28 protein-coding genes are annotated in these 23,904 nt (G+C 38.9%); 7 read left to right on the top strand and 21 right to left on the bottom strand.

Features of this window, described 5'->3' with window-relative positions:
* Positions 1-175: 175 nt before the first annotated feature.
* Entirely contained in the window at positions 176-1,207 is a 1,032-nt protein-coding gene (gene trhO, locus ML462_RS05080; RefSeq protein WP_240712666.1) for an oxygen-dependent tRNA uridine(34) hydroxylase TrhO, read from the bottom strand.
* A 198-nt stretch (positions 1,208-1,405) separates the two neighbouring features.
* Between trhO and recA the strand changes: the two genes are divergently transcribed.
* From recA to ML462_RS05060, 4 genes are all read left to right on the top strand, one after another.
* Positions 1,406-2,419, top strand: coding sequence for a recombinase RecA (gene recA / locus ML462_RS05075; RefSeq protein WP_240712665.1), 1,014 nt, complete (start codon positions 1,406-1,408; stop codon positions 2,417-2,419).
* 91 nt (positions 2,420-2,510) lie between these two features.
* Positions 2,511-2,972: a hypothetical protein gene (locus tag ML462_RS05070; RefSeq protein ID WP_240712664.1), complete on the top strand. Its 462-nt coding sequence runs from the start codon at positions 2,511-2,513 to the stop codon at positions 2,970-2,972.
* Between the two features lie 18 nt (positions 2,973-2,990).
* Positions 2,991-3,539 carry an RNA polymerase sigma factor gene (locus ML462_RS05065; RefSeq protein WP_240712663.1) on the top strand — a complete coding sequence of 183 codons (549 nt, stop codon included), beginning with the start codon at positions 2,991-2,993 and terminating at the stop codon, positions 3,537-3,539.
* Positions 3,536-4,972 (top strand): hypothetical protein, encoded by a 1,437-nt coding sequence (locus ML462_RS05060; RefSeq protein ID WP_240712662.1) that lies wholly within the window; start codon positions 3,536-3,538, stop codon positions 4,970-4,972. Before ML462_RS05065 ends, ML462_RS05060 begins: the two co-directional genes overlap by 4 nt.
* Here the strand turns inward: ML462_RS05060 and ML462_RS05055 are convergent.
* Positions 4,969-5,715, bottom strand: coding sequence for a lysophospholipid acyltransferase family protein (locus tag ML462_RS05055; RefSeq protein WP_240712661.1), 747 nt, complete (start codon positions 5,713-5,715; stop codon positions 4,969-4,971). The genes ML462_RS05060 and ML462_RS05055 overlap by 4 nt on opposite strands.
* A gap of 72 nt (positions 5,716-5,787) precedes the next feature.
* Here ML462_RS05055 and trpS point away from each other — a divergent pair, with 72 nt between their 5' ends.
* The gene (gene trpS / locus ML462_RS05050; RefSeq protein WP_240712660.1) at positions 5,788-6,756 is read left to right on the top strand and encodes a tryptophan--tRNA ligase; all 969 of its coding nucleotides are present in this window, start codon (positions 5,788-5,790) and stop codon (positions 6,754-6,756) included.
* Here trpS and dprA read toward each other — a convergent pair.
* Positions 6,753-7,853: a DNA-processing protein DprA gene (gene dprA, locus ML462_RS05045; RefSeq protein ID WP_240712659.1), complete on the bottom strand. Its 1,101-nt coding sequence runs from the start codon at positions 7,851-7,853 to the stop codon at positions 6,753-6,755. The two genes, trpS and dprA, sit on opposite strands and share 4 nt — an antisense overlap.
* 99 nt (positions 7,854-7,952) lie before the next feature.
* Here dprA and ML462_RS05040 point away from each other — a divergent pair, with 99 nt between their 5' ends.
* Positions 7,953-8,882: an HU domain-containing protein gene (locus ML462_RS05040; RefSeq protein WP_240712658.1), complete on the top strand. Its 930-nt coding sequence runs from the start codon at positions 7,953-7,955 to the stop codon at positions 8,880-8,882.
* 61 nt (positions 8,883-8,943) lie between these two features.
* A complete protein-coding gene (locus ML462_RS05035) occupies positions 8,944-9,456 on the top strand; it encodes an acyl-CoA thioesterase (protein WP_240712657.1) in 513 nt (170 codons plus the stop codon).
* Here ML462_RS05035 and ML462_RS05030 read toward each other — a convergent pair whose 3' ends face one another.
* The 18 genes from ML462_RS05030 to ML462_RS04945 all read right to left on the bottom strand — a co-directional run bounded on the left by ML462_RS05030 (position 9,457) and on the right by ML462_RS04945 (position 23,893).
* Positions 9,457-10,086 carry a hypothetical protein gene (locus tag ML462_RS05030; protein WP_240712656.1) on the bottom strand — a complete coding sequence of 210 codons (630 nt, stop codon included), beginning with the start codon at positions 10,084-10,086 and terminating at the stop codon, positions 9,457-9,459. It lies immediately after the preceding gene.
* Positions 10,070-10,756, bottom strand: coding sequence for a hypothetical protein (locus tag ML462_RS05025; protein WP_240712655.1), 687 nt, complete (start codon positions 10,754-10,756; stop codon positions 10,070-10,072). Before ML462_RS05025 ends, ML462_RS05030 begins: the two co-directional genes overlap by 17 nt.
* Before the next feature lie 65 nt (positions 10,757-10,821).
* Positions 10,822-12,042 carry a murein hydrolase activator EnvC family protein gene (locus tag ML462_RS05020; RefSeq protein ID WP_240712654.1) on the bottom strand — a complete coding sequence of 407 codons (1,221 nt, stop codon included), beginning with the start codon at positions 12,040-12,042 and terminating at the stop codon, positions 10,822-10,824.
* Entirely contained in the window at positions 12,039-12,809 is a 771-nt protein-coding gene (gene lolB1 / locus ML462_RS05015; RefSeq protein WP_240712653.1) for a lipoprotein insertase outer membrane protein LolB1, read from the bottom strand. The genes ML462_RS05020 and lolB1 overlap by 4 nt, the downstream gene beginning before the upstream one ends.
* A complete protein-coding gene (locus tag ML462_RS05010; RefSeq protein WP_240712652.1) occupies positions 12,809-14,173 on the bottom strand; it encodes a tetratricopeptide repeat protein in 1,365 nt (454 codons plus the stop codon). Before ML462_RS05010 ends, lolB1 begins: the two co-directional genes overlap by 1 nt.
* A gap of 1 nt (position 14,174) precedes the next feature.
* Positions 14,175-15,188, bottom strand: coding sequence for a sugar phosphate nucleotidyltransferase (locus ML462_RS05005; RefSeq protein ID WP_240712651.1), 1,014 nt, complete (start codon positions 15,186-15,188; stop codon positions 14,175-14,177).
* Positions 15,189-15,208: 20 nt separating this feature from the next.
* Entirely contained in the window at positions 15,209-15,643 is a 435-nt protein-coding gene (gene dut / locus ML462_RS05000) for a dUTP diphosphatase (RefSeq protein WP_240712650.1), read from the bottom strand.
* A gap of 2 nt (positions 15,644-15,645) precedes the next feature.
* Complete coding sequence (locus ML462_RS04995) at positions 15,646-17,088, bottom strand: oligosaccharide flippase family protein (protein WP_240712649.1); 1,443 nt, start codon at positions 17,086-17,088, stop codon at positions 15,646-15,648.
* 60 nt (positions 17,089-17,148) lie between these two features.
* A complete protein-coding gene (locus ML462_RS04990) occupies positions 17,149-17,592 on the bottom strand; it encodes a hypothetical protein (RefSeq protein ID WP_240712648.1) in 444 nt (147 codons plus the stop codon).
* Positions 17,593-17,692: 100 nt separating this feature from the next.
* Positions 17,693-18,553: an ATP synthase F1 subunit gamma gene (gene atpG, locus ML462_RS04985; protein ID WP_240712647.1), complete on the bottom strand. Its 861-nt coding sequence runs from the start codon at positions 18,551-18,553 to the stop codon at positions 17,693-17,695.
* Between the two features lie 109 nt (positions 18,554-18,662).
* Positions 18,663-20,243, bottom strand: coding sequence for a F0F1 ATP synthase subunit alpha (gene atpA / locus ML462_RS04980; protein ID WP_240712646.1), 1,581 nt, complete (start codon positions 20,241-20,243; stop codon positions 18,663-18,665).
* 45 nt (positions 20,244-20,288) lie between these two features.
* Positions 20,289-20,843: an ATP synthase F1 subunit delta gene (gene atpH / locus ML462_RS04975; RefSeq protein ID WP_240712645.1), complete on the bottom strand. Its 555-nt coding sequence runs from the start codon at positions 20,841-20,843 to the stop codon at positions 20,289-20,291.
* A gap of 3 nt (positions 20,844-20,846) precedes the next feature.
* On the bottom strand, positions 20,847-21,341 hold the full coding sequence (locus ML462_RS04970; protein WP_240712644.1) for a F0F1 ATP synthase subunit B: 495 nt from the start codon (positions 21,339-21,341) through the stop codon (positions 20,847-20,849).
* 84 nt (positions 21,342-21,425) lie between these two features.
* The gene (gene atpE, locus ML462_RS04965) at positions 21,426-21,647 is read right to left on the bottom strand and encodes an ATP synthase F0 subunit C (protein WP_011711113.1); all 222 of its coding nucleotides are present in this window, start codon (positions 21,645-21,647) and stop codon (positions 21,426-21,428) included.
* Positions 21,648-21,671: 24 nt separating this feature from the next.
* Positions 21,672-22,775 carry a F0F1 ATP synthase subunit A gene (gene atpB / locus ML462_RS04960; protein ID WP_240712643.1) on the bottom strand — a complete coding sequence of 368 codons (1,104 nt, stop codon included), beginning with the start codon at positions 22,773-22,775 and terminating at the stop codon, positions 21,672-21,674.
* Positions 22,776-22,911: 136 nt separating this feature from the next.
* Entirely contained in the window at positions 22,912-23,295 is a 384-nt protein-coding gene (locus ML462_RS04955; RefSeq protein WP_240712642.1) for a hypothetical protein, read from the bottom strand.
* Positions 23,296-23,511 (bottom strand): AtpZ/AtpI family protein, encoded by a 216-nt coding sequence (locus tag ML462_RS04950; RefSeq protein WP_240712641.1) that lies wholly within the window; start codon positions 23,509-23,511, stop codon positions 23,296-23,298. It lies immediately after the preceding gene.
* The gene (locus ML462_RS04945) at positions 23,492-23,893 is read right to left on the bottom strand and encodes a bactofilin family protein (protein WP_240712640.1); all 402 of its coding nucleotides are present in this window, start codon (positions 23,891-23,893) and stop codon (positions 23,492-23,494) included. The genes ML462_RS04950 and ML462_RS04945 overlap by 20 nt, the downstream gene beginning before the upstream one ends.
* Between the last annotated feature and the right edge of the window lie 11 nt (positions 23,894-23,904).

Raw genomic sequence — 23,904 nt, 5'->3', positions numbered from 1 at the left:
CATCATATTAACATCATTCTGTCCTACCACAAGGGTAATAATTGCAGAATCTTCTTCATCTTCAACGGCTAAGCTAAAGCCTATGCACTCTTAGAAAGCACCTCCTTGAGGTTCATAAAAAATTTCAACAGTAAATATACCAATATTAATTGGCTCCACCATTTTAGAAAAAAACCTATTGCTTAAATTTCAGAACCTCAGATCTTCCTTTTTTAAAGATCTTATTGCTCGCGCCCTTGCCTTTTCGCAGGGCTTTTTGTTCCTCATATGGCAATGCCGCGATCTCCTTGCAGTCATCTGAACAGCAATTATTCATTTTTTCAGCGCATTCTTCACATTGAATGAATAGTAAATGACATGCTTCATTCGCACAGTTTACGTGAGTATCACAAGGCTTGCCACACTGGTGACAATGAGCGATCACATCTTCTGAAATTCTTTCGGCTCTACGATGATCAAAAACAAAGTTCTTACCAATAAATTTATTTTCAAGCTTCTGCTTCTCCACCTGGCGGGTATATTCAATAATTCCTCCTTCAAGCTGATAAACGTTCTTAAATCCACGATGCTTATAGTAAGCACTGGCTTTTTCACAACGGATTCCCCCGGTACAATACATCACCAGGTTCTTGTCTTCTTTATGCTCTTTCAGATCTTCTTCGATGATAGGTAATGAGTCACGAAAGGTATCCACATCTGGAGTAATTGCTCCCTGAAAATGACCAATTTCGCTCTCGTAATGATTTCTCATATCTACAAGAACCGTATTTGGATCATTTATCAATTCATTGAATTTAGAGGCATCTACGTGTACGCCTTTATTGGTCACATCAAAGGTCTCATCGTTCAATCCATCAGCAACGATCTTATTTCTAACTTTCACTTTTAGTTTAAGGAAAGATTTTATATCGTGCTCTATAGCAATATTCAGGCGAACACTTTCTAGAAAATAGATCCCATCAAGAAATGCCTTGAATTCATTAAATCGATTTGCCGGTACCGAAAGCTGGGCATTTATACCTTCGTTGGCTACATAAATTCTACCAAGAACCTCCATCTGGTCCCAGGCAATAAATAAATGATTTCTGAATAATTCGGGATTTCCGATCTTCGCATAAGCATAGAAAGAGAGCGTAAGCCTGTCTTCGCCGGCTTCTTCTAAAAGGGCTTCTCTTTCTTTAGCGCTCAATTTATTGTACAGTTGCATGCTATACTAATATTTAAGTGTTAAAGAAAATTTTGGCAAAGATACATTTTTCCATAAATAGACCATAAACCCTGGCCTCGAAAAACAATATTCCAAATATTTGGAATATTTCCATATTTTACCCCTAAATTTTATTGTATTGCAAAAAAACTTGTCTTATTTTAGCACACCTTATTTATACATTTATAAAACACATTCATGAGCAACGATAAAGAAAAAGAAGCGAAGTTAAAGGCACTTAAGCTCACCCTCGATAAGATGGACAAAACCTACGGAAAAGGTACGGTTATGAAGATGAGCGACCAGGTGGTAGTTGATGTAGATTCTATTTCCACTGGTTCCCTGGGTCTTGACCTTGCACTTGGCGTGGGAGGTTATCCAAGAGGACGAGTGATTGAGATCTATGGTCCTGAATCTTCCGGTAAAACCACCCTAACCCTTCATGCTATAGCTGAAGCTCAGAAAAAAGGAGGAATTGCTGCTTTTATTGATGCAGAACATGCTTTTGATAGGTTCTATGCTGAAAAACTGGATGTAGATATTGATAACCTAATCATTTCACAGCCAGATAACGGGGAGCAGGCTCTTGAAATCGCCGATAATCTTATTAGATCTGGCGCTATTGATATAATCGTAATTGACTCGGTAGCTGCTTTAACTCCAAAAAGTGAGATCGAAGGAGAAATGGGAGATTCCAAAATGGGACTTCACGCAAGATTAATGTCGCAAGCTCTAAGAAAACTTACTTCTTCTATAAGTAAAACCAACTGTACGGTGATTTTCATTAATCAGTTAAGGGAAAAGATCGGGGTTATGTTTGGAAACCCTGAAACCACTACTGGTGGTAACGCCCTTAAATTCTACGCATCAGTTAGGTTAGATATTAGAAGATCTACCCAGATCAAGGATAGCTCTAACAACGTAATGGGTAATAAGACCAGGGTTAAAGTGGTGAAAAATAAAGTAGCCCCACCTTTTAAAACTGCCGAATTCGATATCATGTATGGAGAGGGAGTTTCCAAGATCGGAGAGATCATCGATATAGGAGTGGATTATGAGATCGTAAAGAAAAGCGGTTCGTGGTTTAGCTATGAAGACACTAAATTAGGCCAGGGCCGTGATGCGGTTAAAACCTTATTAAAAGACAATCCGGACCTTATGGAGGAACTGGAAGAAAAGATCAAAAACGCGATCAAAATTGCTAAAGAATAAAAAAACATCCCCGAAAGGGGATTTTTTTTGATCTCAACGCAACCTTTTCAGTTTTTATTCATCTATGAAGTAGAAAACAAATAAAAGAAAAATGAAAAAGTTAATGTTATTTGCCTTGCTAGGGCTGTTTTTAACAAGTTGTTCTACAGAGGATGATTCACCAAACATTGAATATGGATTGGCCTCAATTATTAATTCGGAGTTTCCGGCATATTTCGAGCCAGGGAAAAGTTATGATATTAGTTTAACTTACAGGTTACCTAGCACCTGCCATACGTTCTTCGGTTTTGATGGTGGCCGTGAAGATGAAACTTCCCAGGAGATCTTTATTTACGCTCTAACTTCCAGAGATCTGGATTTAACCGATTGTACTTCAGAGGATCTCAATTTGATTCAGTCTGGAATGATTAGAAATTTCATTGTAAGTGAAAATGTTTCAGAAGATGAAGTTTTTATTTTTAAACTTTGGACAGGTACTGATAGTGCAGACAACCCAATTTTCGAAACTATTGAGATACCCGTTGGTGAACCAGATATAACACCTGCTGGATAAGGTTTAAAAAAATAACTATTGGTTAAGATCAAGCATCTTATTCAAAACTGCAAAAAACAGGATAGAAAAGCGCAGGAACAGCTTTATCGCATCTATGCGTCGAAGCTGTTCGGTGTTTGCCTTAAATATTCCGATAATTATCAGCAGGCTGAAGATAATCTTCAGGATGGATTCTTAACCATTTTTGAAAAAATCTACCAATTCAAAGACCAGGGATCTTTCGAAGGCTGGATGAAAAGGATACTCATAAATACCTGTTTGCAAAAATACAGAAAGCAAAAGGTGTACGAGATCTCGAATGAAGACCAATTAGAACAGGAAGAAGTAGAAATAGAAACCGAGGATCTATCGGTTGATTTTCTGCTCGAATGCGTACAAAGTCTCCCATCCAGATACAGGCAGGTGTTCAATCTATATGTAATGGATGATTACTCACATAAGGAAATAGCGGAGTTCCTCAATATTTCAGAAGGAACTTCGAAATCTAATCTCGCGAGGGCAAGAAAGGCCTTAAAGGAGAAGATTGAAAAAGGACAGAATATTCAAAATTCGGCTCAATCGTCATGAAAGAAAAAAAGAACATAGACCGGATTTATCAGGAGAAATTCAAGGATTTTGAAAGAGAACCCAATGAAAGGGTTTGGGAAAATATTTCTGCGAAACTTGATAAAAAGGATAAAAAGGAACCAATCATTATTCCATTATGGTTCAAGCTTGGTGGTGTGGCCGCAGTTATTGCTCTAGTTTTCGCCAGCCTGTTATTCACTAATAACAACAATTCTAATCCTTCAGAACCAGGAGTTGTTTTTGAAAATGAGGATAATGCTGAAAAAGAAGAACCTATTAATCCAAATCAGGAAAATTCAATAAATAATAATACATCTGAAGAAGGGGTCGCTTTTGAAGACCAGGAATTTAAGGAAGATTACTCATCAGAAAATTCCAGTAACCAAGCTCACTCACAGAACAGCAGTAATAATTCTTCAAGATCTGTCAATACTCCAACTAGAAAAGACTTTTCAACAGACAATCAAAAGAAAAAGAATGCAGCTTTTGCAATGGAAGACACAGATTCTTCCGAAACGATTTATGAAAAGGAGAAGAGTGCAATTAAACCGGAAGGAATTGAAGTAAAACCTTCCGGTGAAATTGTACAAAACAAGGAAACATTAATCGATCCTACGAAAACAAAGTCGATTCTTGAGGAAGAAAATGCTTTGGCGGAAGTTGAAGAAGAAAAAAAGAAATCTGAAGAAGCTGAGGAAAATGTAGAGGAATTGAACACAGGTAGGTTAAGTCTGTCCACCTTTGCTGCACCTATCTTTTATAGGAATATTGGAAGTGGAAATGAACTTTCTAACCAGTTTTCCAATAATAATTCATCATCCGAGGTTACCTTCTCCTACGGTTTTAAGGTAGCTTATCAGGTATCGAAAAAATTAAGGATAAGAACAGGTATCAGCAAGGTGAATATCAGCAACAACATTGAAAACATTTCCTATTCCCCATCTGCAATGGCTGCAGGGTTCGAAAATATAGGCCCGGAGGCAGGGAATCTAAGCATCAGGGATAACACGCCTACCGAAGGTGATCTTCCTTCAGGAATGAATTTTAGCAGCTCTGTTTCATCATCGATTTTCGTACCCGGTGAACTCAACCAGCAATTCGGCTATATTGAAATACCCGTGGAAGTTGAATTTGCTATTATTGACAAAAAATTCGGCCTGAATATTATTGGAGGTGGAAGTAGTTTATTCCTGGACAACAACCGGGTAGAACTTATTTCTGAGGAAGGCAGAACCAACCTGGGAGAAGCTTCGAATATTAATAATACCAGTTTCAGCACCAATATCGGCCTTGGAATGGATTACAATCTTAATAAGAAATTCAGTATAAGTGTAGAGCCTATTTTCAAATATCAGCTGAATACATTTAATAGCGTAAGTAATGTACAACCCGTGAATTTCGGGGTTTACTCGGGATTAAATTTCAGGTTTTAATATTGAACTGTAGGCGAGACCAGTTCCTGGTGAATAACTTCATAAGTATGATCCTTCAATTCTTTCCTACAAGTTAATTCAAGCTCTTTTGTATCGATAAAATTATGGATCTTCACCCTTAATTTCCCCGGGCCACCGGAAAAGAATTCATAGGAAAAACGCTTTTTATTATCATGGAAGGTGATGGGTACAATAGGGATTTGATGTTCGATAGCTAATCTAAAAGCACCATCTTTGAAAGGATCCAGAACAATAGATCTATCGTCTGGCACTCCTCCTTCGGGAAAAATACAAATACTATTTTCCTGTTTCAATCTACGCTGGGCTTCTTCAAAAGCTTCTAACCTACTTTTTTGCCTGTTACGATCTACCAGAATACAGGTTCTTCTATAAAAAAATCCGAAAACTGGAATTTTACTCAATTCCTTTTTACCTATAAAAACGAAAGGCTGTTTAATCACTACCAGCATAAGCATGATATCCATCATCGAAGTATGATTGGCTACCAGCATATAACTTTTATGGATTTCAGGGAGCTCGTCGGCTTCAACTTTCAACCGGAATCCCATACCATAAATGATCACTTTGGCCCAGATACGAGCACATATAAAGAATTGAGGATAAAATTTTTCAGAAGAAGTAAAGATCAGAAGAAATGGGAGCATTATCAAGATAGGAACAACCATTAATATATAGAACCAGATTCTCCATAAAAGAATTCCTGCAGATTTGATAATACTCATAGCCCAAAAGTAGTAAAATGAATCTATAGGATTCTATAAAAAAATTACCTTTGCACAAAATTCAAGAAGTCGATGTCCAGAATACTTACAGGAGTACAAAGTACAGGAACCCCACATTTGGGAAACCTTTTAGGAGCTATTTTTCCTGCCATTGAAATGGCAAATCAGCCAGATAATGATTCCTTTATTTTTATTGCAGACCTGCACTCTTTAACTCAAATCAAAGATGCGGCAACTTTAAGGCAAAACACCTATTCTGTAGCGGCAACATGGCTTGCTTGTGGTTTGGACATTAAAAGAAGTGTTTTTTACCGCCAGAGTGATATTCCCCAGGTAACTGAGCTTTCATGGTATTTAAGCTGTTTTTTTCCATACCAGCGCTTAACCCTGGCCCATTCATTTAAAGATAAGGCAGACAGGCTGGAGGATGTGAACAGCGGACTTTTTAGTTATCCTATGCTGATGGCTGCAGATATCCTATTATATGATGCAGAGATCGTTCCAGTTGGGAAAGACCAGTTACAACACCTCGAAATGACAAGAGATGTAGCTTCAAGGTTCCATGCAAAAATGGGCGAAGTTTTCGTGATGCCGGAGGCAAAGGTTCAAAAGGATACTATGTATGTTCCGGGAACCGATGGTGAAAAGATGAGTAAATCTAAAGGAAATACCATCAATATTTTCCAGACAGACAAGAAACTGAGGAAGCAAATAATGGGTATCGAAACCGACAGCACTCCACTTGAAGAACCAAAAGATCCTGAAACCTGTAATGTATTTGCCCTGTATAAATTAATGGGATCTCAAGAACAGGTTTCTGAAATGCGAAAAAATTACCAAGGCGGAAACTATGGATACGGTCATGCTAAACAGGCACTTTTTGAACTTGTAAAGGAAAAGTTCGCTGAAGCCAGGGAGAAATATGAATATTATATTAATAACCTGGAAGAAGTAGACAAGGCCTTAGAGGTTGGCGCTGAAAAAGCCCGTAAGGTGGCCAATGAAGTCCTGAAAAATGTAAGGGCTAAATCTGGATATTAAATCACTTCGAACATCTTTCCGGGCAAAGGTCTAATTGCTCCTTTTAATTCCATATTTAAAAGTAGCGATGCCGTTTTAAAGGTGGGAAGATTACAGTTTAAAGCCAGCATATCCAGTTCGGTTTTGCCGCTGGATTTTAAAAAACTGTAAAGCTTTTCCTCATCACCTTCCAGCTCAATGAATAATTGCTTCTGAACAGGCTCCGGATTTTCATCTAACTCCCAGTTAAGAATATATGCCAGATCTGCCGCTGAGGTAAGAACGTGAGCTTTTTGAGCTTTAATTAGGTTATTACACCCAAGACTATACTTATCTGAAGGCCTTCCGGGAACCGCAAAAACTTCCCGATCGTAAGAATTAGCAATATCGGCCGTTACCAGCGCTCCTCCTTTTTCAGCACTTTCTATCACAATGGTAGCCTCACTTATACCTGCGATAACACGGTTCCGCTTCAAAAAATTATTCCTGTCAAAACTATCAGTGCTCCAGAAGTCTGTAAAAAAACCACCATTTTCCTCAATTTCTTTCATATACTTTTTATGAGTCTTAGGATAGATCTGATTTAACCCATGGGCAAGACATCCAATTGTTTGTAACCCATTCTTAACTGCGGCCTTTTGGGCTGTAATATCAACTCCATAAGCAAAACCCGAGATAATCACTGGTTCGAGAACAGCTAGATCGTTTATAAATCTTTCACAAAATTCCATCCCGTGGGCAGTGATCTTCCTTGTTCCCACCACACTTATAATTCTTTTCTTATTAAGGTTGATATTCCCCTTTGAAAACAGAAGAATTGGTCCATCGATACAATGTTTGAGTTTTTCAGGATAATCTTCCTCCAGAAAATAATGAACGCCTATCTTATTCTTCTCAATAAATTTCAACTCGTCCTCTGCCGCCTTTATATGTTCTAAACGATTCAATTCCCTGATCCTGGTCTGGCCAATTCCATCAATTTTGAGAAGATTTGAAGTTTTTTCCCTGAAGATGTTTTCAGGCGTTCCAAACTTTCTGATCAGTTTTTTAGCAGTTGTATCTCCCAGATTTGGAACGTGTTGCAAAGCCAGAGCAAATAAAAGGTCTTCAGGATTCATTCAGGTGAATTTGATTAAAATTACAGAAAAAAACATTTGTTAATAAAATTTCTTTAGGTAACTTTAACCCACTACCAATAACCTATATTTTTGCGACCAATGAATATTTCCAGCCACATACAGGACCTGCTTTACAGATATGAATGCGTAGTTTTACCAGGATTTGGTGCATTTCTTTCGCAAAAGCAATCAGCATTTATAGACGAGAATTCAAAGGAGTTCTTTCCTCCTAACAAGATCATCTCATTCAACCGTCAGTTGATCAAGAACGATGGTCTCCTGGCCAATTATATAGCCGAGGTAGAATCTGTAAAATATAACGTAGCCAATAATATGATCCAGGAATTCGTTTTCGACCTGGAGAATTCTTTGCAAAATGATGCCAAGGCAGAATTGGCAAATATTGGTAAGTTTTACCTGGATAATGAAGATAAACTTCAGTTCGAACCATTTAGTGAGATCAATTTCCTAACCCAGTCTTTTGGATTAGGCTCTTATCAGGCGATTCCTGTTCAACGTGAGGTTTATAAAAAACAGGTTGAAGAATTAGAGGAGACCACTCCCCTGTTATTTACTCCTGAAAAAAGGAGATCTTCCCTTCTTAAGTATGCCGCCATCGGTCTTATTGCCCTTGGTATTTCCAGTTTTGCAGGACTGAATATATACAGTAGTCAGGTTTCAAAGCATAATATCGCTGAACAGCAGGAAGCTGAAAATCAGCTTCAGGAGCAGATACAACAGGCTACTTTTGTCATAGACAACCCTCTGCCTGCCGTCACCCTTGAAATTGAAAAGCAATCTGGAAATTACCACATAGTTGCCGGTGCTTTTAGAGTTGAGGAAAATGCCCAGAAAAAGGTTGATGAACTAAAAGTTGAGGGACACAAAGCCAGACTCATCGGTGCTAATAAATATGGTCTTCACCAGGTCGTGTATTCCAGTCATCAAACCAGGAGAGAGGCGATTAACAAGCTTTATGAGGTTAAAAGGTCTAATGAAGCAGCCTGGCTATTAGTACAGGAACTTTAATTTAATACTTTCTTAACGGCGATACCACCCAAATCCTCCTTATTTTTGCACAAAAATATTTATGGAGGCTAAATTACCCAGCGAATCGCGTACAACCTTAACCGACCTTGTTTTACCAAGCGAAACCAATCCGCTAAACAACTTGTTTGGAGGGGAATTACTTGCGCGTATGGATCGTGCAGCGAGTATTGCTGCCAGAAGACATAGCAGAAGAATCGTTGTTACCGCTTCCGTAAATCATGTCGCCTTTAATAAAGCAATTCCTTTAGGAAGTGTAGTAACAGTTGAGGCTGCCGTTTCAAGAGCTTTTAAGAGCTCTATGGAGATATTCATAGATGTTTGGGTTGAAGACCGTGAAAGTGGTCGCAGAAGTAAGGCAAATGAAGCTATTTACACCTTTGTAGCTGTAGATGAAACCGGAACCCCAATACAAATCCCACCACTAGAACCTGAAACCGATCTCGAAAAAGAACGTTTTGAAGCTGCTTTAAGGAGAAAACAGCTTAGCCTTGTTCTTGCCGGAAAGATGAAGCCAGATGAGGCAACCGAACTTAAAGCTCTTTTTGAGAATTAATTATCCTCCCGGATTCTGAAGGTTTATACGAAAACCAATTCCTGCATTTAAAAGGAAATGGTTGTTGAAATATGAATTTTTAGCGTCAGAAGTTTCAATATCCCAGAAGTCATGATCTATCCCGGTCTTGAAAAAGAAAGCTATCGTCTTATCTAATCTATGGGCGATCTCAGCATGTACCCATACTTTTCCCCCCTCTTCGCTGAATTTATCTTCAGGAGCGACATAGACTGCTGAATTAAGTCCGATTCCCAACCTGGAACTCAAATTCCATTTTCTATTGAAGGCTTTATAGTACCCGAAATCGATTCCGATTAAATGAAAAGCGCCCCGATCTATATTTCCTGTTTCAGAAATATTTTTCGGGTAACCTCTATGAACGGCGAACCTTACCCCCAGGGTTAATTCCGGTTTAAAAAACCAGTTAAAGTCTATGGCATAGCCGGGATCAAAATCATATTCTGAATATACCGAATTGCCAATACTTACCGGGTAGAATAGTTCAACATTAAAAAAGACTGTTTCGGGGTCTTCAGTATATTGATTTGCATTAATTTTTTCCTCTTCCTGAGCTGAAAGAATTCCCGTGAATAAAAAAAGAAAGATAACCAGTTTAGTATTCAAGTTCATATGAGTTATTTTCAGAATCTACAGAAATAGAAACTTCCTGAAGCGGACTGTCCCCAATCCTGTAGGCAAATTCGAATTCGGAGGCCTCTAATAGCTGAAGGTTCACAGAAACAGGATCGCTTTCAGAAGTGTGCTGCCGAATAGAAATATAGTTGTTCCCTTCATCATTCTCCACGAAACCTCCATTCTGATAGATATACCTCAATACCGGCCTTTGAAAATCCATTACATACCTTAGGGTATCTGAAGTACCGGAGACATTCCTGATGTCCAATTGAAAGTCTATTTTTCTCGGAAGCCTAAATTCCCCCAGGTCATAATTACTGGAGTGGTCGCCCGTCGCGTCATAAAAATAAGCCGAAGCATGATTTTCAGAATTTTCAATTTCAACAGGGTTGATAGCAAGTACAAAACCGTGAGAATAAGTATCCAAAGAAATGAATTCAAATGAACCATTATTATTTGAAGTTCCTCTTCCTAAAATCTTATCTGTATTCATACTTAAATCGCCGTTCCGGCTACCTGCAGCGAAGATATTAAAACCAGTTAGCGGTTCATTTTCTACTGATCTAAGGGTTCCCTTCACTTCGATTCTGCGGTTCTCCTCGATAAGAACTTCATCACAGGAACAGAGGGCCAGCAGGCAAATAAACAGGAGGTTTTTTCTCATGGTCGATCATTCATGGAGTCAACCTAAAAGTATAAAATTTACCTCAAAAACCTTGTGAAAAACAATTACATTCTGTAGATCCAGACTGCGGGATCCATTTTCTGGTCATTCTTATAAAGTAAAAAGTGTAGCGTAGTTTTCCCGGTAGTCCTGCTGGTGGCAACCTCTCCCAGCTCCTGTTCGGTAGTGACCTTTTCTCCTCTTTTTACATACACTCTTTCAAGGTTATTATAAATAGTAATATAATCACCATGCCTCACCATTACCGCCTGGTTGGCACCTTTTACAGCTTGAACTTCACTAACGGTTCCGTTAAAAACAGCTCTTGCCTTCCCACCTTTATCGGTATCTATCCTAACTCCATTATTGTTCACCATCACAGATTTAACAACCGGGTGTGGCTGTTTCCCGAACTTCATGGTTACCACCCCAGATTTAACAGGCCATGGTAGTTTACCTTTGTTATTATTGAAATCGGCGGCGAGGGCTTTTGCTGCTGGTGTAAGTTTATAGGTACTTCTGGATGTAGAACCGCTTTCTTTATTGGCTGCAGCAATAGATTCCCTAATCATCTTATCTATCGCCCGGTCTATCTCATCGATCTCATTTTGCTTTTGTTTGATCTGGGAAGCGAACTGGCCTTCTTTCTGTCTAATGTTTGCCATCAGATTCTGCTGAGATTTCCTGTTCTTTTCCAGTTCAGCCCTGGTTTTACGGTTTTCAGCAATAAGCTTGTTCTTTTGTTCTTTTTGCTGAACCAGGCTAGCATTAAGTTTTTGCAATTCCCTGGTATTGGCTTTTATTTCTTCACCCTGCTGCTTCCTGTAATTGGTATATTGTTTCATATACTGAAGTCGCTTGTAAGCCTGAAGAAAGTTCTTGGAAGAAAGCAGGAACATGATCCTGCTCTGCTGAGACTTACTTTTATAAGATTTTTCCACCATCCTGGCGTAATCTTCTTTAAGCTCTTCCAGTTCCTTTCTTAATTTCCCAATTTTCTGGGTATTGGTATTTATTTCCCTGTTAAGCAGATTCGCCTGCTGATTGGTTAATTTGATAAGATCTTCAGTACTTTTAATTTGTTGATTAAGATCTTCAACCTGGCCCAGCACTGAACGTTCTTTCTTTTGATTAGATATTCTTAATTCATTGATCCTGCTGATCTCATTTCTTAGCTCAATTCTCCTTTTCTCAAGCTCCTCTTTGGTTTGCGCATACCCTTGGCTGAAACCAAGACCAAAAACGAATAAAAACAGTAGAATTCTGGGGTAATTTATTCCGATCATTTTAAGCTGATTTCTTCATAACCTGACGGGATGTCGAATGGGAAACTTACTTCTTCATTAAAACTAATAGACCTGTAGGTTAGATCTATATTGGTACTATTACTGCCTTCATTGGCAACAATCCTGATACTTTCAGGAAATTCCAAACCGTTTACTTTTTGATAATCCTGGTAAGTCACCGTTAATCCGCGGTTATTTTTCTCCTGAACCAATTGTTGTGCTTCCGCCTTGTAACTTTCAGGGTTAAGCAGGAACATTTTTTTCATCAAAATCATATCATCCTTCACGAATTGAAATCCACGTGGAGATTGTTCAAAATCATAATCTTCGTCCCTTAGATCATAAATAGCCTGACCAATAAGTAGATTTTGAAGTTTCTTAAAATCCAGTGGTGTACCAAGAAATTCGCTTACAAGGCTGAAATCTCCCTGAAAATAAGTTTGTGAAACCTTTTCGTAATAACTTACGCTGGTTGGGGTGATATAAGCTTTTGCTACCGGAAAGCCGAGAATGCTAGCGCTCATCCAAATGGCCTTGTCCTTTTCCATTCTGAAGCTCAAATTTACCGATTGTGTCTTCTCCTCATCCTGGTAAACCGCACGTAATTTCCCGGAAACAGTATTGAATTGAGTTTCGGTAGAATAATGTTTTTTTATCACCGAAACGGCTTCAGCATTACGGGTTGCTATTTTTCCTGTATTTTTTCTGCTACCACAGGAAATAACAAAAGTGGAAAGCAAAATAAGGGCAAGAATTTTCTTCATCATCAGTTTATCTCTTTTTTCAAATTTTCTGCCTTCCGGCGATACTCATTAGCTTTATCTACATTATTCATACCATTATAGCTAATGGCCAGTTGAGTATAGAAATCGAACTCCAGTCTCTTATCATCTATAAGATAATCCAGTCCATATTTCAGGCTCTCTTCCGCAGCTTCATAATCGTTAAGATTATTAAGAGCTACCGCTTGAAAAAGATAAAGCATGGGCTGCGATGGAAAACTTTCCAGGGCATCCTCACTTAGATCTCTAGCCGATTCAAATTTCTGAAACTCCAGTTGAAGTAACAAAGTGTTTCGTATCAATTCAAAATTTTCAGGATTTTCTTCTAAACCTAATTCAAAAAACTGAAGGGCATCTTCACGATTATCTTTTTTTAAATAATATCTCCCAAGCTGTTCGTAAAGTTTTGGAGCGTCCTCCCATTCGGTCAACTGCCCGGCAACCTCGATGAGGTCATCTTCGTATCTAGGGTTTTCCTGAACAAAATTCAGAAAATCATTCAGGACCTTAAATTTAGATTCAGCATCTATTTCCTCACTTTCAAAGACTATTTTCATGGAAGCTATAGCAGCCTCTGTATTGTCCTTGTTCAAATAAAACTTGTAAAGTGCCAGGTGAGCCAGTGCAGATCCGGGATTTGTCTTTAAAAGCTCCTGAGCCACTTTGAATGCCTCTTCCTGCTCTCCCTGTTCGCTATAAATATAGATCAGGTTTAGGTAATTCTGCTCTACATCTGGATTATCTGAAATGCTTTCCTGAAGATTACTGATCTGTGCCCCGGTATTATTGGTACGTGCAAAGACCTGTCGCCTCAGGGAGTTCCTGTAAGTGCTGGTTCCCAAATCCTTGTCGAGCTCGTCTAACAAGCTTAAAGCCTGATCGTAATCTTCGTTCAAAAAATAAAGGTTGGCAAGATCTTCTTTATATCCTTCGTCAAGCGGAATCAACTTTTTCACCGTTGAAATTGCACCCTCGTAATCCTCGGTCATTCCATAGGTCTGAAAAAGATAAACCAGGATAGAGGTTTCCTTTGGCTCAAGGTTCTGAGCCTTTTTTAAATTTTCGATAGCATGGCCGAACTGCTCAAGTTCCCGATAATTTTTGCCTAATTCGAAATAGACCACCGCCTTTTCTGAATTAAGTTCAAGGCATTTCTCTAAGGCAACAATAGCCTTTTCATAGTTCTCTATGCCTTTTTGTTTTAAGGCTTCAAAAAAGTGTTCCTGGAATTCGTCGCTAACGTTTCCAAGATCGTCCTGGTTAACATCCTGAAATGGCTGAGGCAACTCCTGTGATCTAACAGGAACCGCCAGAAGGGCTATTATCAGGATGATAAGCAGGTTTTTCATTTTATTTTTCTAAAACTGAATAGTCACCGATACTAATTTGAGTGAATTCACCATCAAATTTAGCATGATTCCCAATCATTGCGTTATCTAATTTCGCATTTTTTACATCAGCAAAAGTTTGTATCAAACTATTCTTAATAGTTGAGTTCTCAACTTTAGTCCCGTCACCAATGGAAACGTTTGGTCCTATTTTTGCATTTATTAACTCAACATTCTCTCCAATATAGCATGGCTCCGTAATTTCAGAATCCCTGATCTTCACAGAATCTGAGATAAGGTTCTCACCATCCTGATGCAGAAAATTGAGCATTCTACCATTGGTCTCTACGGTCACATTCTTGTTTCCGCAATCCATCCATTCATCTACCTTTCCAGGAACGAATCTTAACCCGTTCTTACGCATGGCTTCGATCCCGTCATTGATCTGGTATTCTCCACCACGGGTAAGCTTAGCATCAAGAACATTTTGAAGTTCATTTTTAAGTACTTCAACATCTTTGAAATAGTATATCCCAATAACCGCAAGATCTGAAACAAATTCCTCAGGTTTCTCAACAAGATCGGTAATCTCATTGTTATCATTAAGCTGCACTACTCCGTAAGCTGAAGGATTTTCCACCTTTTTCACCCACATCACCGCATCTGCCGATTTATCCAGGTTAAAATCTGCCTTGAAAAGTGTGTCGGCATAAGCCACTACCGCAGGACCACTAAGTGACTCCTTGGCGCACATGATCGCATGACCGGTTCCAAGAGGTTTATCCTGGTAATATATAGTGCCTTTAGCCCCCAGGCTATTGGCGATCTTCATAAGATCCTGTTCTACCTTCTCTCCAAAATCTTCACCTATGATAAAAGCAACTTCATCGATTTTTTCATCCAGGACTTTAGCGATATCTTCCACCAATCTATGTACGATAGGTTTTCCAGCTATAGGAATTAACGGTTTTGGTACGGTTAAAGTATGTGGACGCAGACGTGAACCACGGCCTGCCATTGGTACGATAATTTTCATTTCAATTTTTTAAATTATTATTATTTGTGCCCGGTACTTCCGAAGCCTCCTTCACCTCTCGATGTTTCGGCGAGAACTTCCACTTCTTCCCAGGATATTTGTTCATGTTTTGCGATCACCATCTGGGCGATTCTTTCACCATTATTGACCACGAATTCGTCATTCGACAAATTTACGAGGATCACACCTATCTCCCCACGATAATCTGCATCAATTGTTCCAGGAGAATTCAACACAGTGATCCCTTTTTTCGCAGCCAAACCACTTCTTGGTCTAACCTGTGCTTCAAAGCCCAAAGGTAGTTCCATGAAAAGACCAGTTTTTACTATAGCTCTTTCCAACGGTTTTAGAGTAATTGGTTCTTCAATATTTGCACGAAGATCCATACCGGCTGAAAAAGCTGTTTCGTAATGCGGCAATTTATGTGCCGACTTATTGATGACTTTAACTTGCATATCTAAGATTGTATGATTTTGAGAATTTGATCTTTTTCAGAAAAATAGACTATCCCGATAAATAGTAATAATAACGCAATCCCCACGAAATAATTTCCCGGGAACATATAGAACGAAATAGCAGCAATGAACACGGCCAGCAAAATATAGCCAACAATACTTTTAATATCGTAAGGTACCGGATAATATTTCTTACCAAGAAAATATGAAACCAGCATCATTCCTCCATAAGCACAAAGGGTTGCCCAAGCCGCGGCTATGAATCCCAGAACCGGGATCAAAGCGAAGTTGAGAACAATTGTAATTACCGCACCGAAGATCGATATATACATTCCTGTGCGGGTCCTGTCTGTCAATTTATACCAAACAGAAAGGTTATGGTAAATACCGAGAAATAAATTAGCCAGAAGTATTATCGGGACTATACTTATGGCCATCCAGTATTCCGGATCCCTAATGACCAGGTTTTTGAAGAAATCGATAAAGCAAACTAGAACCAGGAAAATCAAAGTTCCAGAAATCACAAAATATTTTAAAATATCAGCATAGGTTTCCTTCGCGTTGTCCTTATCTGCATGATTAAAAAAGAACGGTTCTGCACCCATTTTAAATGCCTGCACGAAAATGGTCATAAAAACCGCGAGCTTATAGCAACCTGAATAAGCACCCATGATCTCATCAGAGATCATATCCTTTATAAGCAATTTATCCAGGTTCTCGTTTACCACAAATGCGATCCCCGCTACCATTATAGGCCAGCCATATTTCCACATTTGCCCGAAGACTTTGGAATCGAAAACGATCTTTGTTTTGAAAAAATAAGGAAGAAGAATTAAGAAAGTAATGGCACTTGCTGCCAGATTCGCGATAAAAATATAGCCTACAATATCTTTAGGGCCATAGTTTTCTAACACTATCTGTGGTGCAAATTGAGGAAATTTTCTAACGATCCACAGAAAGTAAATATTCAGAAGAACTACGGTAAGAATATTCAAGATTTTAACCGCAGCAAACTTAATTGGCCTACCTGTGGCTCTCAAATAAGCAAAGGGAACAACCACCAGGGTATCCAGAACAATCACACTGAAGAGTAACCTGAAATAAAATGGATCCAAGTCAAGCAGGGAAATTAAATGATCCTGAAATATGAAGACCCCTACAGCAAATAAAACGGTAGAGACCGTTAAGGCTATAAAGGCAGTAGAAAACACTTTTGAGCTTTCCTTAGACCTACTGAAAAACCTAAAAAAAGATGTTTCCATCCCGTAGGTAAGCAAGACATTGAAAAATGCTGCCCAAACGTAAAATACAGTATTTACAGAATACTCTTCGGCTGGCAAGACATCGGTATGCAACGGCACCAAAACAAAGTTCATAAGTCTTGGGAATACCGTTGCAAAGCCGTAAATAAGAGTGTCTTGGAAAAATCTTTTTAAAGTACTCAACAGGAGCGGGTTGGTTTCTTACAAATATCTGAATAAATAAGAATTATAAAAGCTTTAGCCTTAATCCTTTTCTACAATTCCTGTTAGCTTATAATATTTGATTTCATCGTCCTGAGTGAAAACAAGTATGGCCTCATCCTCGTCTATATCAAACGGACTTTTCTCAGGCATTTGAGGTGGTTTATTCCCATACTCTTTTGCCGGATCTTTATCCATGACCATGTCTCCACTTCCCATGCGGAAATTAGCTACATAAAGATTAGGCTTTTCGGCATTTTTGTTCAGGTCTGACTTCATTCCGTGAAAATAAACAGCATCAAGGCTTACTCGTTCATCCTGAATAGACGCCACTGGAATGGTCAATTCTATTCCATCTGAATTATAGCTATAGTAAACCTGGTTGAATTGAGCAGGTGATCTTTCCTGCAGTCCTTTATTGCTTCCGCAGGAAGCGAATAGAACAAGGGTAAACAATCCTACCATGAAAAATAAAGATTTTATCATAACGATCGGTTTTAAGATTTGAAGTTAAGAAAACAAAACCTGTACCAAATAAAAAAGGCCCTCAAATTTGAGGGCCCAGATCTATAGGATAATATTGGTATTAACCATTTAATGCTTCCGCTCCACCAACGATCTCAAGGATTTCGTTAGTAATAGAAGCCTGTCTTGCTTTGTTATAAGAAAGTTTTAGATCATCTCTAAGCTCCTTGGCGTTATCTGTAGCTTTATGCATCGCCGTCATACGTGCACCGTGCTCTGCCGCAAAAGAGTCTCTTAAAGCTTTAAAAAGCTGCATTTTAAGAGACTTAGGAATAAGATCCTTAACGATTTCAATTTTAGAAGGTTCAAAAATATAATCTAACTGTTTGTTATCTTCACTTTCGAATTTTTGGATAGGTAAAAACTGCTCATCCATCACATACTGAGTCGCAGCATTCTTGAACTGGTTGTATACGATCTCTATTTTATCATATTTCCCGTCAAGGAATAACTGCATCAACTCTTCAGCGATATCAGAAACATTTTCAAAACTAAGCTCGTCGAAGATGGCATTATTGTTCTTGTGAACATTATAATCCTTCTTAAGGATATCATTCCCCTTTTTACCTAGAGTATAAAGAGCAACATCCTTTCCCTGATAATCTTCCTTGATTTTAGCTTTTACCTTTTTGATGATATTGGTATTAAAAGCACCGGCCAGACCTTTATTAGAAGATATAGCGACGATAAGTACTTTTTTTACCTCACGCTCTTCAGCAAATTTGCTTCCAGAGTCATCATCCAGAGTAGCACTTAAATCCTGTAGCAACTGGGTCAGTTTTTCAGCATAAGGCCTCATAGATGTAATTGCATCCTGAGCCTTGCTCAACTTAGAAGCCGATACCATTTTCATGGCGCTGGTAATCTGCATCGTTGAGGAAACCGAAGTGATCCTGCTACGTAATTCTTTTAAGTTTGCCATTTTTATTTAGTATTGAGTATTGAGCAGTTAGCTATTAACTACTCAATACCTTTATAATTTTCAATTCAAATACTGCGACCCGAGAATACTCAAATCCAAGTACTCAATACTAGTTCTTGTGTTTAGATGAAAGTTCTTTAGCAGCCTGAGTTAAAGTGTCGATCACTTCATCAGTTAATTTTCCTGCTTTAAGCGTATCTAAAGTATCTCTATGCTTCGCATTAAGATATTCCAGGTAATCTCTTTCAAACTCCTTAATTTTATCTACAGGCACATCTCTAAGAAGGTTCTTAGAACCTGCATAGATGATCGCGATCTGGTTTTCTACCGGATAAGGATCGTTTTGCCCCTGCTTAAGGATCTCCACGTTACGCTTACCTTTTGAAATTACGTTCATGGTCGCAGCATCAAGGTCAGATCCAAACTTAGCAAAAGCTTCAAGTTCACGATACTGAGCCTGGTCAAGTTTTAATGTACCAGCAACCTTCTTCATAGACTTAATCTGAGCCGATCCACCTACACGAGATACAGAGATACCCACGTCGATCGCTGGACGAACACCAGAGTTAAATAAGTCGGAAGTTAAGAAGATCTGCCCATCTGTAATCGAAATTACGTTTGTTGGGATATATGCGGAAACGTCACCTGCCTGAGTCTCGATAATTGGAAGAGCGGTAAGTGATCCGCCACCTTTCACCTTATCTTTAAGACTGTCTGGAAGGTCATTCATTTGTTTTGCAATTTCATCATCGGCGATCACCTTCGCTGCACGCTCAAGAAGTCTCGAGTGAAGGAAGAATACATCCCCAGGATATGCTTCACGTCCTGGTGGACGACGAAGTAAAAGGGAAACCTCACGATAAGCAACCGCCTGCTTAGAAAGGTCATCATAAACGATCAAGGCAGGACGTCCTGTATCTCTGAAGTACTCACCGATGGCTGCACCTGCGAAAGGAGCATACACCTGCATTGGAGCAGGATCTGATGCGTTAGCAGCAACGATAGTAGTATAAGCTAAAGCTCCTTTGTCTTCTAAAGTCTTAGCAATAGCTGCAACAGTAGAAGCTTTCTGACCAATAGCTACATATATACAATATACTGGCTCACCAGCATCGTAAAATTCTTTCTGGTTAAGGATGGTATCGATACAAACAGTAGTCTTACCAGTTTGACGGTCACCAATCACCAACTCACGTTGTCCTCTTCCTACCGGTACCATCGCATCAATCGATTTAATACCTGTTTGAAGTGGTTCGGTTACCGGCTGACGATAGATTACCCCAGGAGCCTTACGCTCAAGTGGCATCTGGAATGTCTCACCTTCAATTGCACCTTTTCCATCAATAGGAGCACCTAAGGTATCAACCACACGCCCAACAATTCCTTCACCAACATTGATAGAAGCAATACGCTGAGTTCTCTTTACGGTAGAACCTTCTTTAATTTCCTTTGCAGGTCCTAAAAGTACTACCCCAATATTGTCTTCTTCAAGGTTAAGTACGATCCCTTCAAGACCGCTTTCAAACTGAACCAATTCACCATATTGAGCGTTAGCCAGTCCGTAAACATTAGCAATACCGTCACCTACGGTTAGAACGGTACCTACTTCGTCTAGAGAGGCCTTGGATTCAAAACCTGATAATTGTTGTTTTAATATTGCTGATACTTCAGCAGGATTTACTTCTGCCATAATTATTCAAGATAAAATGGTATACCAGAGGCATACCGGTTTTAATTAAATTTTTGAAACGTATGTGTTGTCTTTTAATTTTCTTTCAAGCCTGGTAAGGTTTCGAGATACGCTTGCATCATATTGCAAATCCCCAACCCTTAAAATAAAACCACCAATGATATTCTCATCAACGATGCTTTTTAGACTGGCTTCTGAACCTGTTAATTCCTTAACCTTAGCCAGGATCACAGCTTCAAGTTCTTTATCTAAAGGTATGGCAGTAGTAACAACCGCCTGCCTTACATTATTCATTTCATTGTACTGAATAATATATTGTCTGGCTACCACATGCAGGATGTTGATCCTTCCGTTCTCCAGTAATATATCCAGTGCACCTTTGGTAACCGCATTAAGATCCTTGAATATCTCAAGTAAGGCACTTTTCTTAATACTATCTTTTACAACTGGACTGGTAAGCATATTTTCAAGATCTGGACTATTAAGAACAGTCTTTGATATTGAATGCATATCTTCATTTACAGCTTCCGCTGAATTCTTATCCTTTGCAAGAGAAAGGATCGCCTTTGCATAACGTTGTGCAGCTCTGGTTCCTCTCATAACTTAGTTTAACTTAGCATCACCAATCATCTTTTCGATCATCTGGTGTTGTTCCTTTTTCTCTGAAAGTTCTTTACGAACTATTTTTTCAGCGATCTCCACTGAAAGCTCAGCTACATGATTCTTAAGTTCAGCCATTGCAGATTGCTTTTCAAGCTCAATGCTTTTCTTTGCGTCTGCAACAATTTTATCAGCTTTTACCTTAGCTTCTTCAGAAGCATCAGTAATCACTTTTTCTTTTAACTCACGGGCTTCTTTAAGGATTGCATCTCTTTCTGCACGAGCTTCTTTCATTAGCTGCTCATTGTCAGACTTAAGGTTCTGCATTTCCTTCCGTGCATTTTCAGCTGAAGCCAATGCATCGTTAATAGACTGTTCCCTGTTTCTTACTGAACTAAGAATAGGTTTCCAGGCAAATTTCGCCATAAGGAAAAGCAATACTAAAAACACGATGGTTTGCCAGAAGAACAAGCCAATTTCGGGAGTTATTAAATCCATATTTTTAAATAATAATAGTTAGAAACATCATTTAAAGAAGTCCTTTCGCAACCAACCGTTGCGAAAGGGACTCTTTGAAATTAATTATCTTAATACACCTAATAAAGAGGCAACCACTCCAAAAAGAGCAACACCTTCTACAAGTGCAGCAGCAATAATCATAGCTGTCTGGATTTTTCCAGAAGCTTCTGGCTGACGTGCGATAGCATCCATGGCAGAACCACCGATTTTACCAACACCTACTCCGGCTCCAAGAACCGCTAGTCCAGCTCCTAAAGCTGCAAGACCTACATACAATAATTCCATAGTTGAAAAAATTAAAAATTAAAATTAATGATGTTCATGTTCCTCAACCGCCATCCCGATAAACAGGGCAGACAGAATCGTAAAAATAAACGCTTGAAGGAATGCTACTAACAATTCCAATACTGTTATGAATAAGGCGAATGGAACCGAAATTCCGGCAACGCCTGCACTTTCTAAAATAAATATCAACCCGATTAAACTCAGGATGATAATGTGACCCGCAGTGATATTCGCAAACAAACGAATCATAAGAGCAGCAGGTTTAATAAGCAATCCTAAACCTTCTACAACCGCTAGAATTGGCTTTACCCAAGTTGGAATACCCGGCATCCAGAAGGTATGCTTGTAAAAATCTTTATTCCCGTTAAAGATCATGATCAACATCGTGAAGAGACCTAAGGAAACGGTAACCGCGATATTCCCGGTAACGTTAGCCGCACCTGGAAGCAAACCTAAAAGGTTAGTGATCCAGATGAAGAAAAATATCGTTAACAGGAAAGGCATGAATTTCATGTATTTCTTCTCTCCAATCTGTGGAATGGCGATCTCATCTCTTACAAATATCACCAGAGTTTCAAGAACATTATTGAAACCTTTTGGCGCATGCTCATTCTTTTTATGATGTCTTGCCAATCCAACACCAAAGAAAAGTAACATTAGTATAACTGTTAAGAACATGGCAGCCACATTCTTGGTGATAGATAAATCCCAGGGTTTTGACGCATTTAAGGGGTGATGCTCTGCGTCAAACTCAACAGCTTCTGCCCCAGCATCCAATCTGTAAATATCTTCGTGAAGATTTACGAAACGCATTCCGTCCTTTTCCACTACATGATGCCCTTCGGTATCGTGGTGAAACTCACTGGACATAAAGGTTACCAGCCCGTTGTCTGTATAAAGAATCACAGGTAAAGGAAGAGTTACAGAACTATCTCCTTCTCCAAAAAAGTGCCATCCGTGAGAATCACCAATATGGTGCATGATCATCTCGGTTGCGTTAAACTCTTCTTCAGCCTCCTGAAGTGACTTATGTTCCTGCTCGTGGTCCTGAGCGAAGGTAAACAAAGGGAAAATAGCAAATGCTAATGCAAAGTACATGCTAATCACTAAAGATTTCCGTGCTGTCATAGTACCTGTTCTACTTAAAAAATTATGGGCTCTAAATTTCCGTGCAAAGGTATACTTTTAATTCTTATCTGAAAGTCCCCTGTATAATTTTTTAGTGGTTTCAGGAATTTTAACGATTTTACTGAAATACAGCCACTTATTTAGTATTGATAAGTTTTACTGCATAAACAGTTTCAAAAATCAGGAACAAAAAATAAGGGATAAAAAATGCGATAATATTCAGAAATGGTTTCATTACATCGTTAAGCATCAATGGTAACAGGAATAGAACTGCTGCGAGCATTTTCAGAAGGCTGCAAGCCATAAAGGCAAATCCCGTCTTATCGCTAAATGAATTATGAACAAATACCAGAAATAAATAGATGAGGAAGGTAGCTAATACATGAAAGCCGTAAATAGCCAGGGTAGAATAATATAACTCCAGTTTAAAAATATAATTCACCATTCCATACTGGATGGCAAATAAAATCAGGGAAAATGGAAGAAAAGATTTAAGAAAGGGATTAAGTTTTGCCTGCATTTATTCGTCTTCGTTCAAGTCTTTTACAGCACGGTAAACCTGATAAAGAGCTATAAAAACTCCCAAAAGGGATAGAGAGATGGTATATGCCGAATAATTATTCGGGAATTTTCCATCAAGCCAAATACCAACAAATACACCAACCGCGATAATAAGGCCCATTTGAAAGGCAATATTAACGAAGCCTAAATATTTATTACGCTGATCTTTTTTCATTTTCTTTACTCAAAGGTTTTACCCCTCCTCCATTCATGTCACAGGTCGCATTAAAAACAGCACCCGGCTCTACAGCCAGTTTTCCGGTGATCACTTCTCCTTCTATTTTTGCTGAACCTCTTAAAGAAAGGATATCCTTAACAATCAGTTTTCCTTTAAAATTACCTTCGATATCGGCATTTTCGCATTCAAGAGTTCCATCAATTAACCCACCTTTACTTATTACTACCTTACCAGGAGTCTTAAGTTTACCTTCGAGGGTGCCTTCGATCCTGAAACAACCATTTCCCGTAATATCTCCCGTGATGAGGGTTCCGGCAGAAATTCGACTTTGTTCATTTTGGCTGGATGCAGGCTTATTTTTTTTTGGCTCAGAGAACATAATTGCAGGGT

The sequence above is a fragment of the Christiangramia lutea genome, assembly GCF_022489035.1.
In the GTDB taxonomy this organism is placed as follows: domain Bacteria; phylum Bacteroidota; class Bacteroidia; order Flavobacteriales; family Flavobacteriaceae; genus Christiangramia; species Christiangramia lutea.
This window is presented reverse-complemented; position numbering and strand designations above follow the sequence as displayed.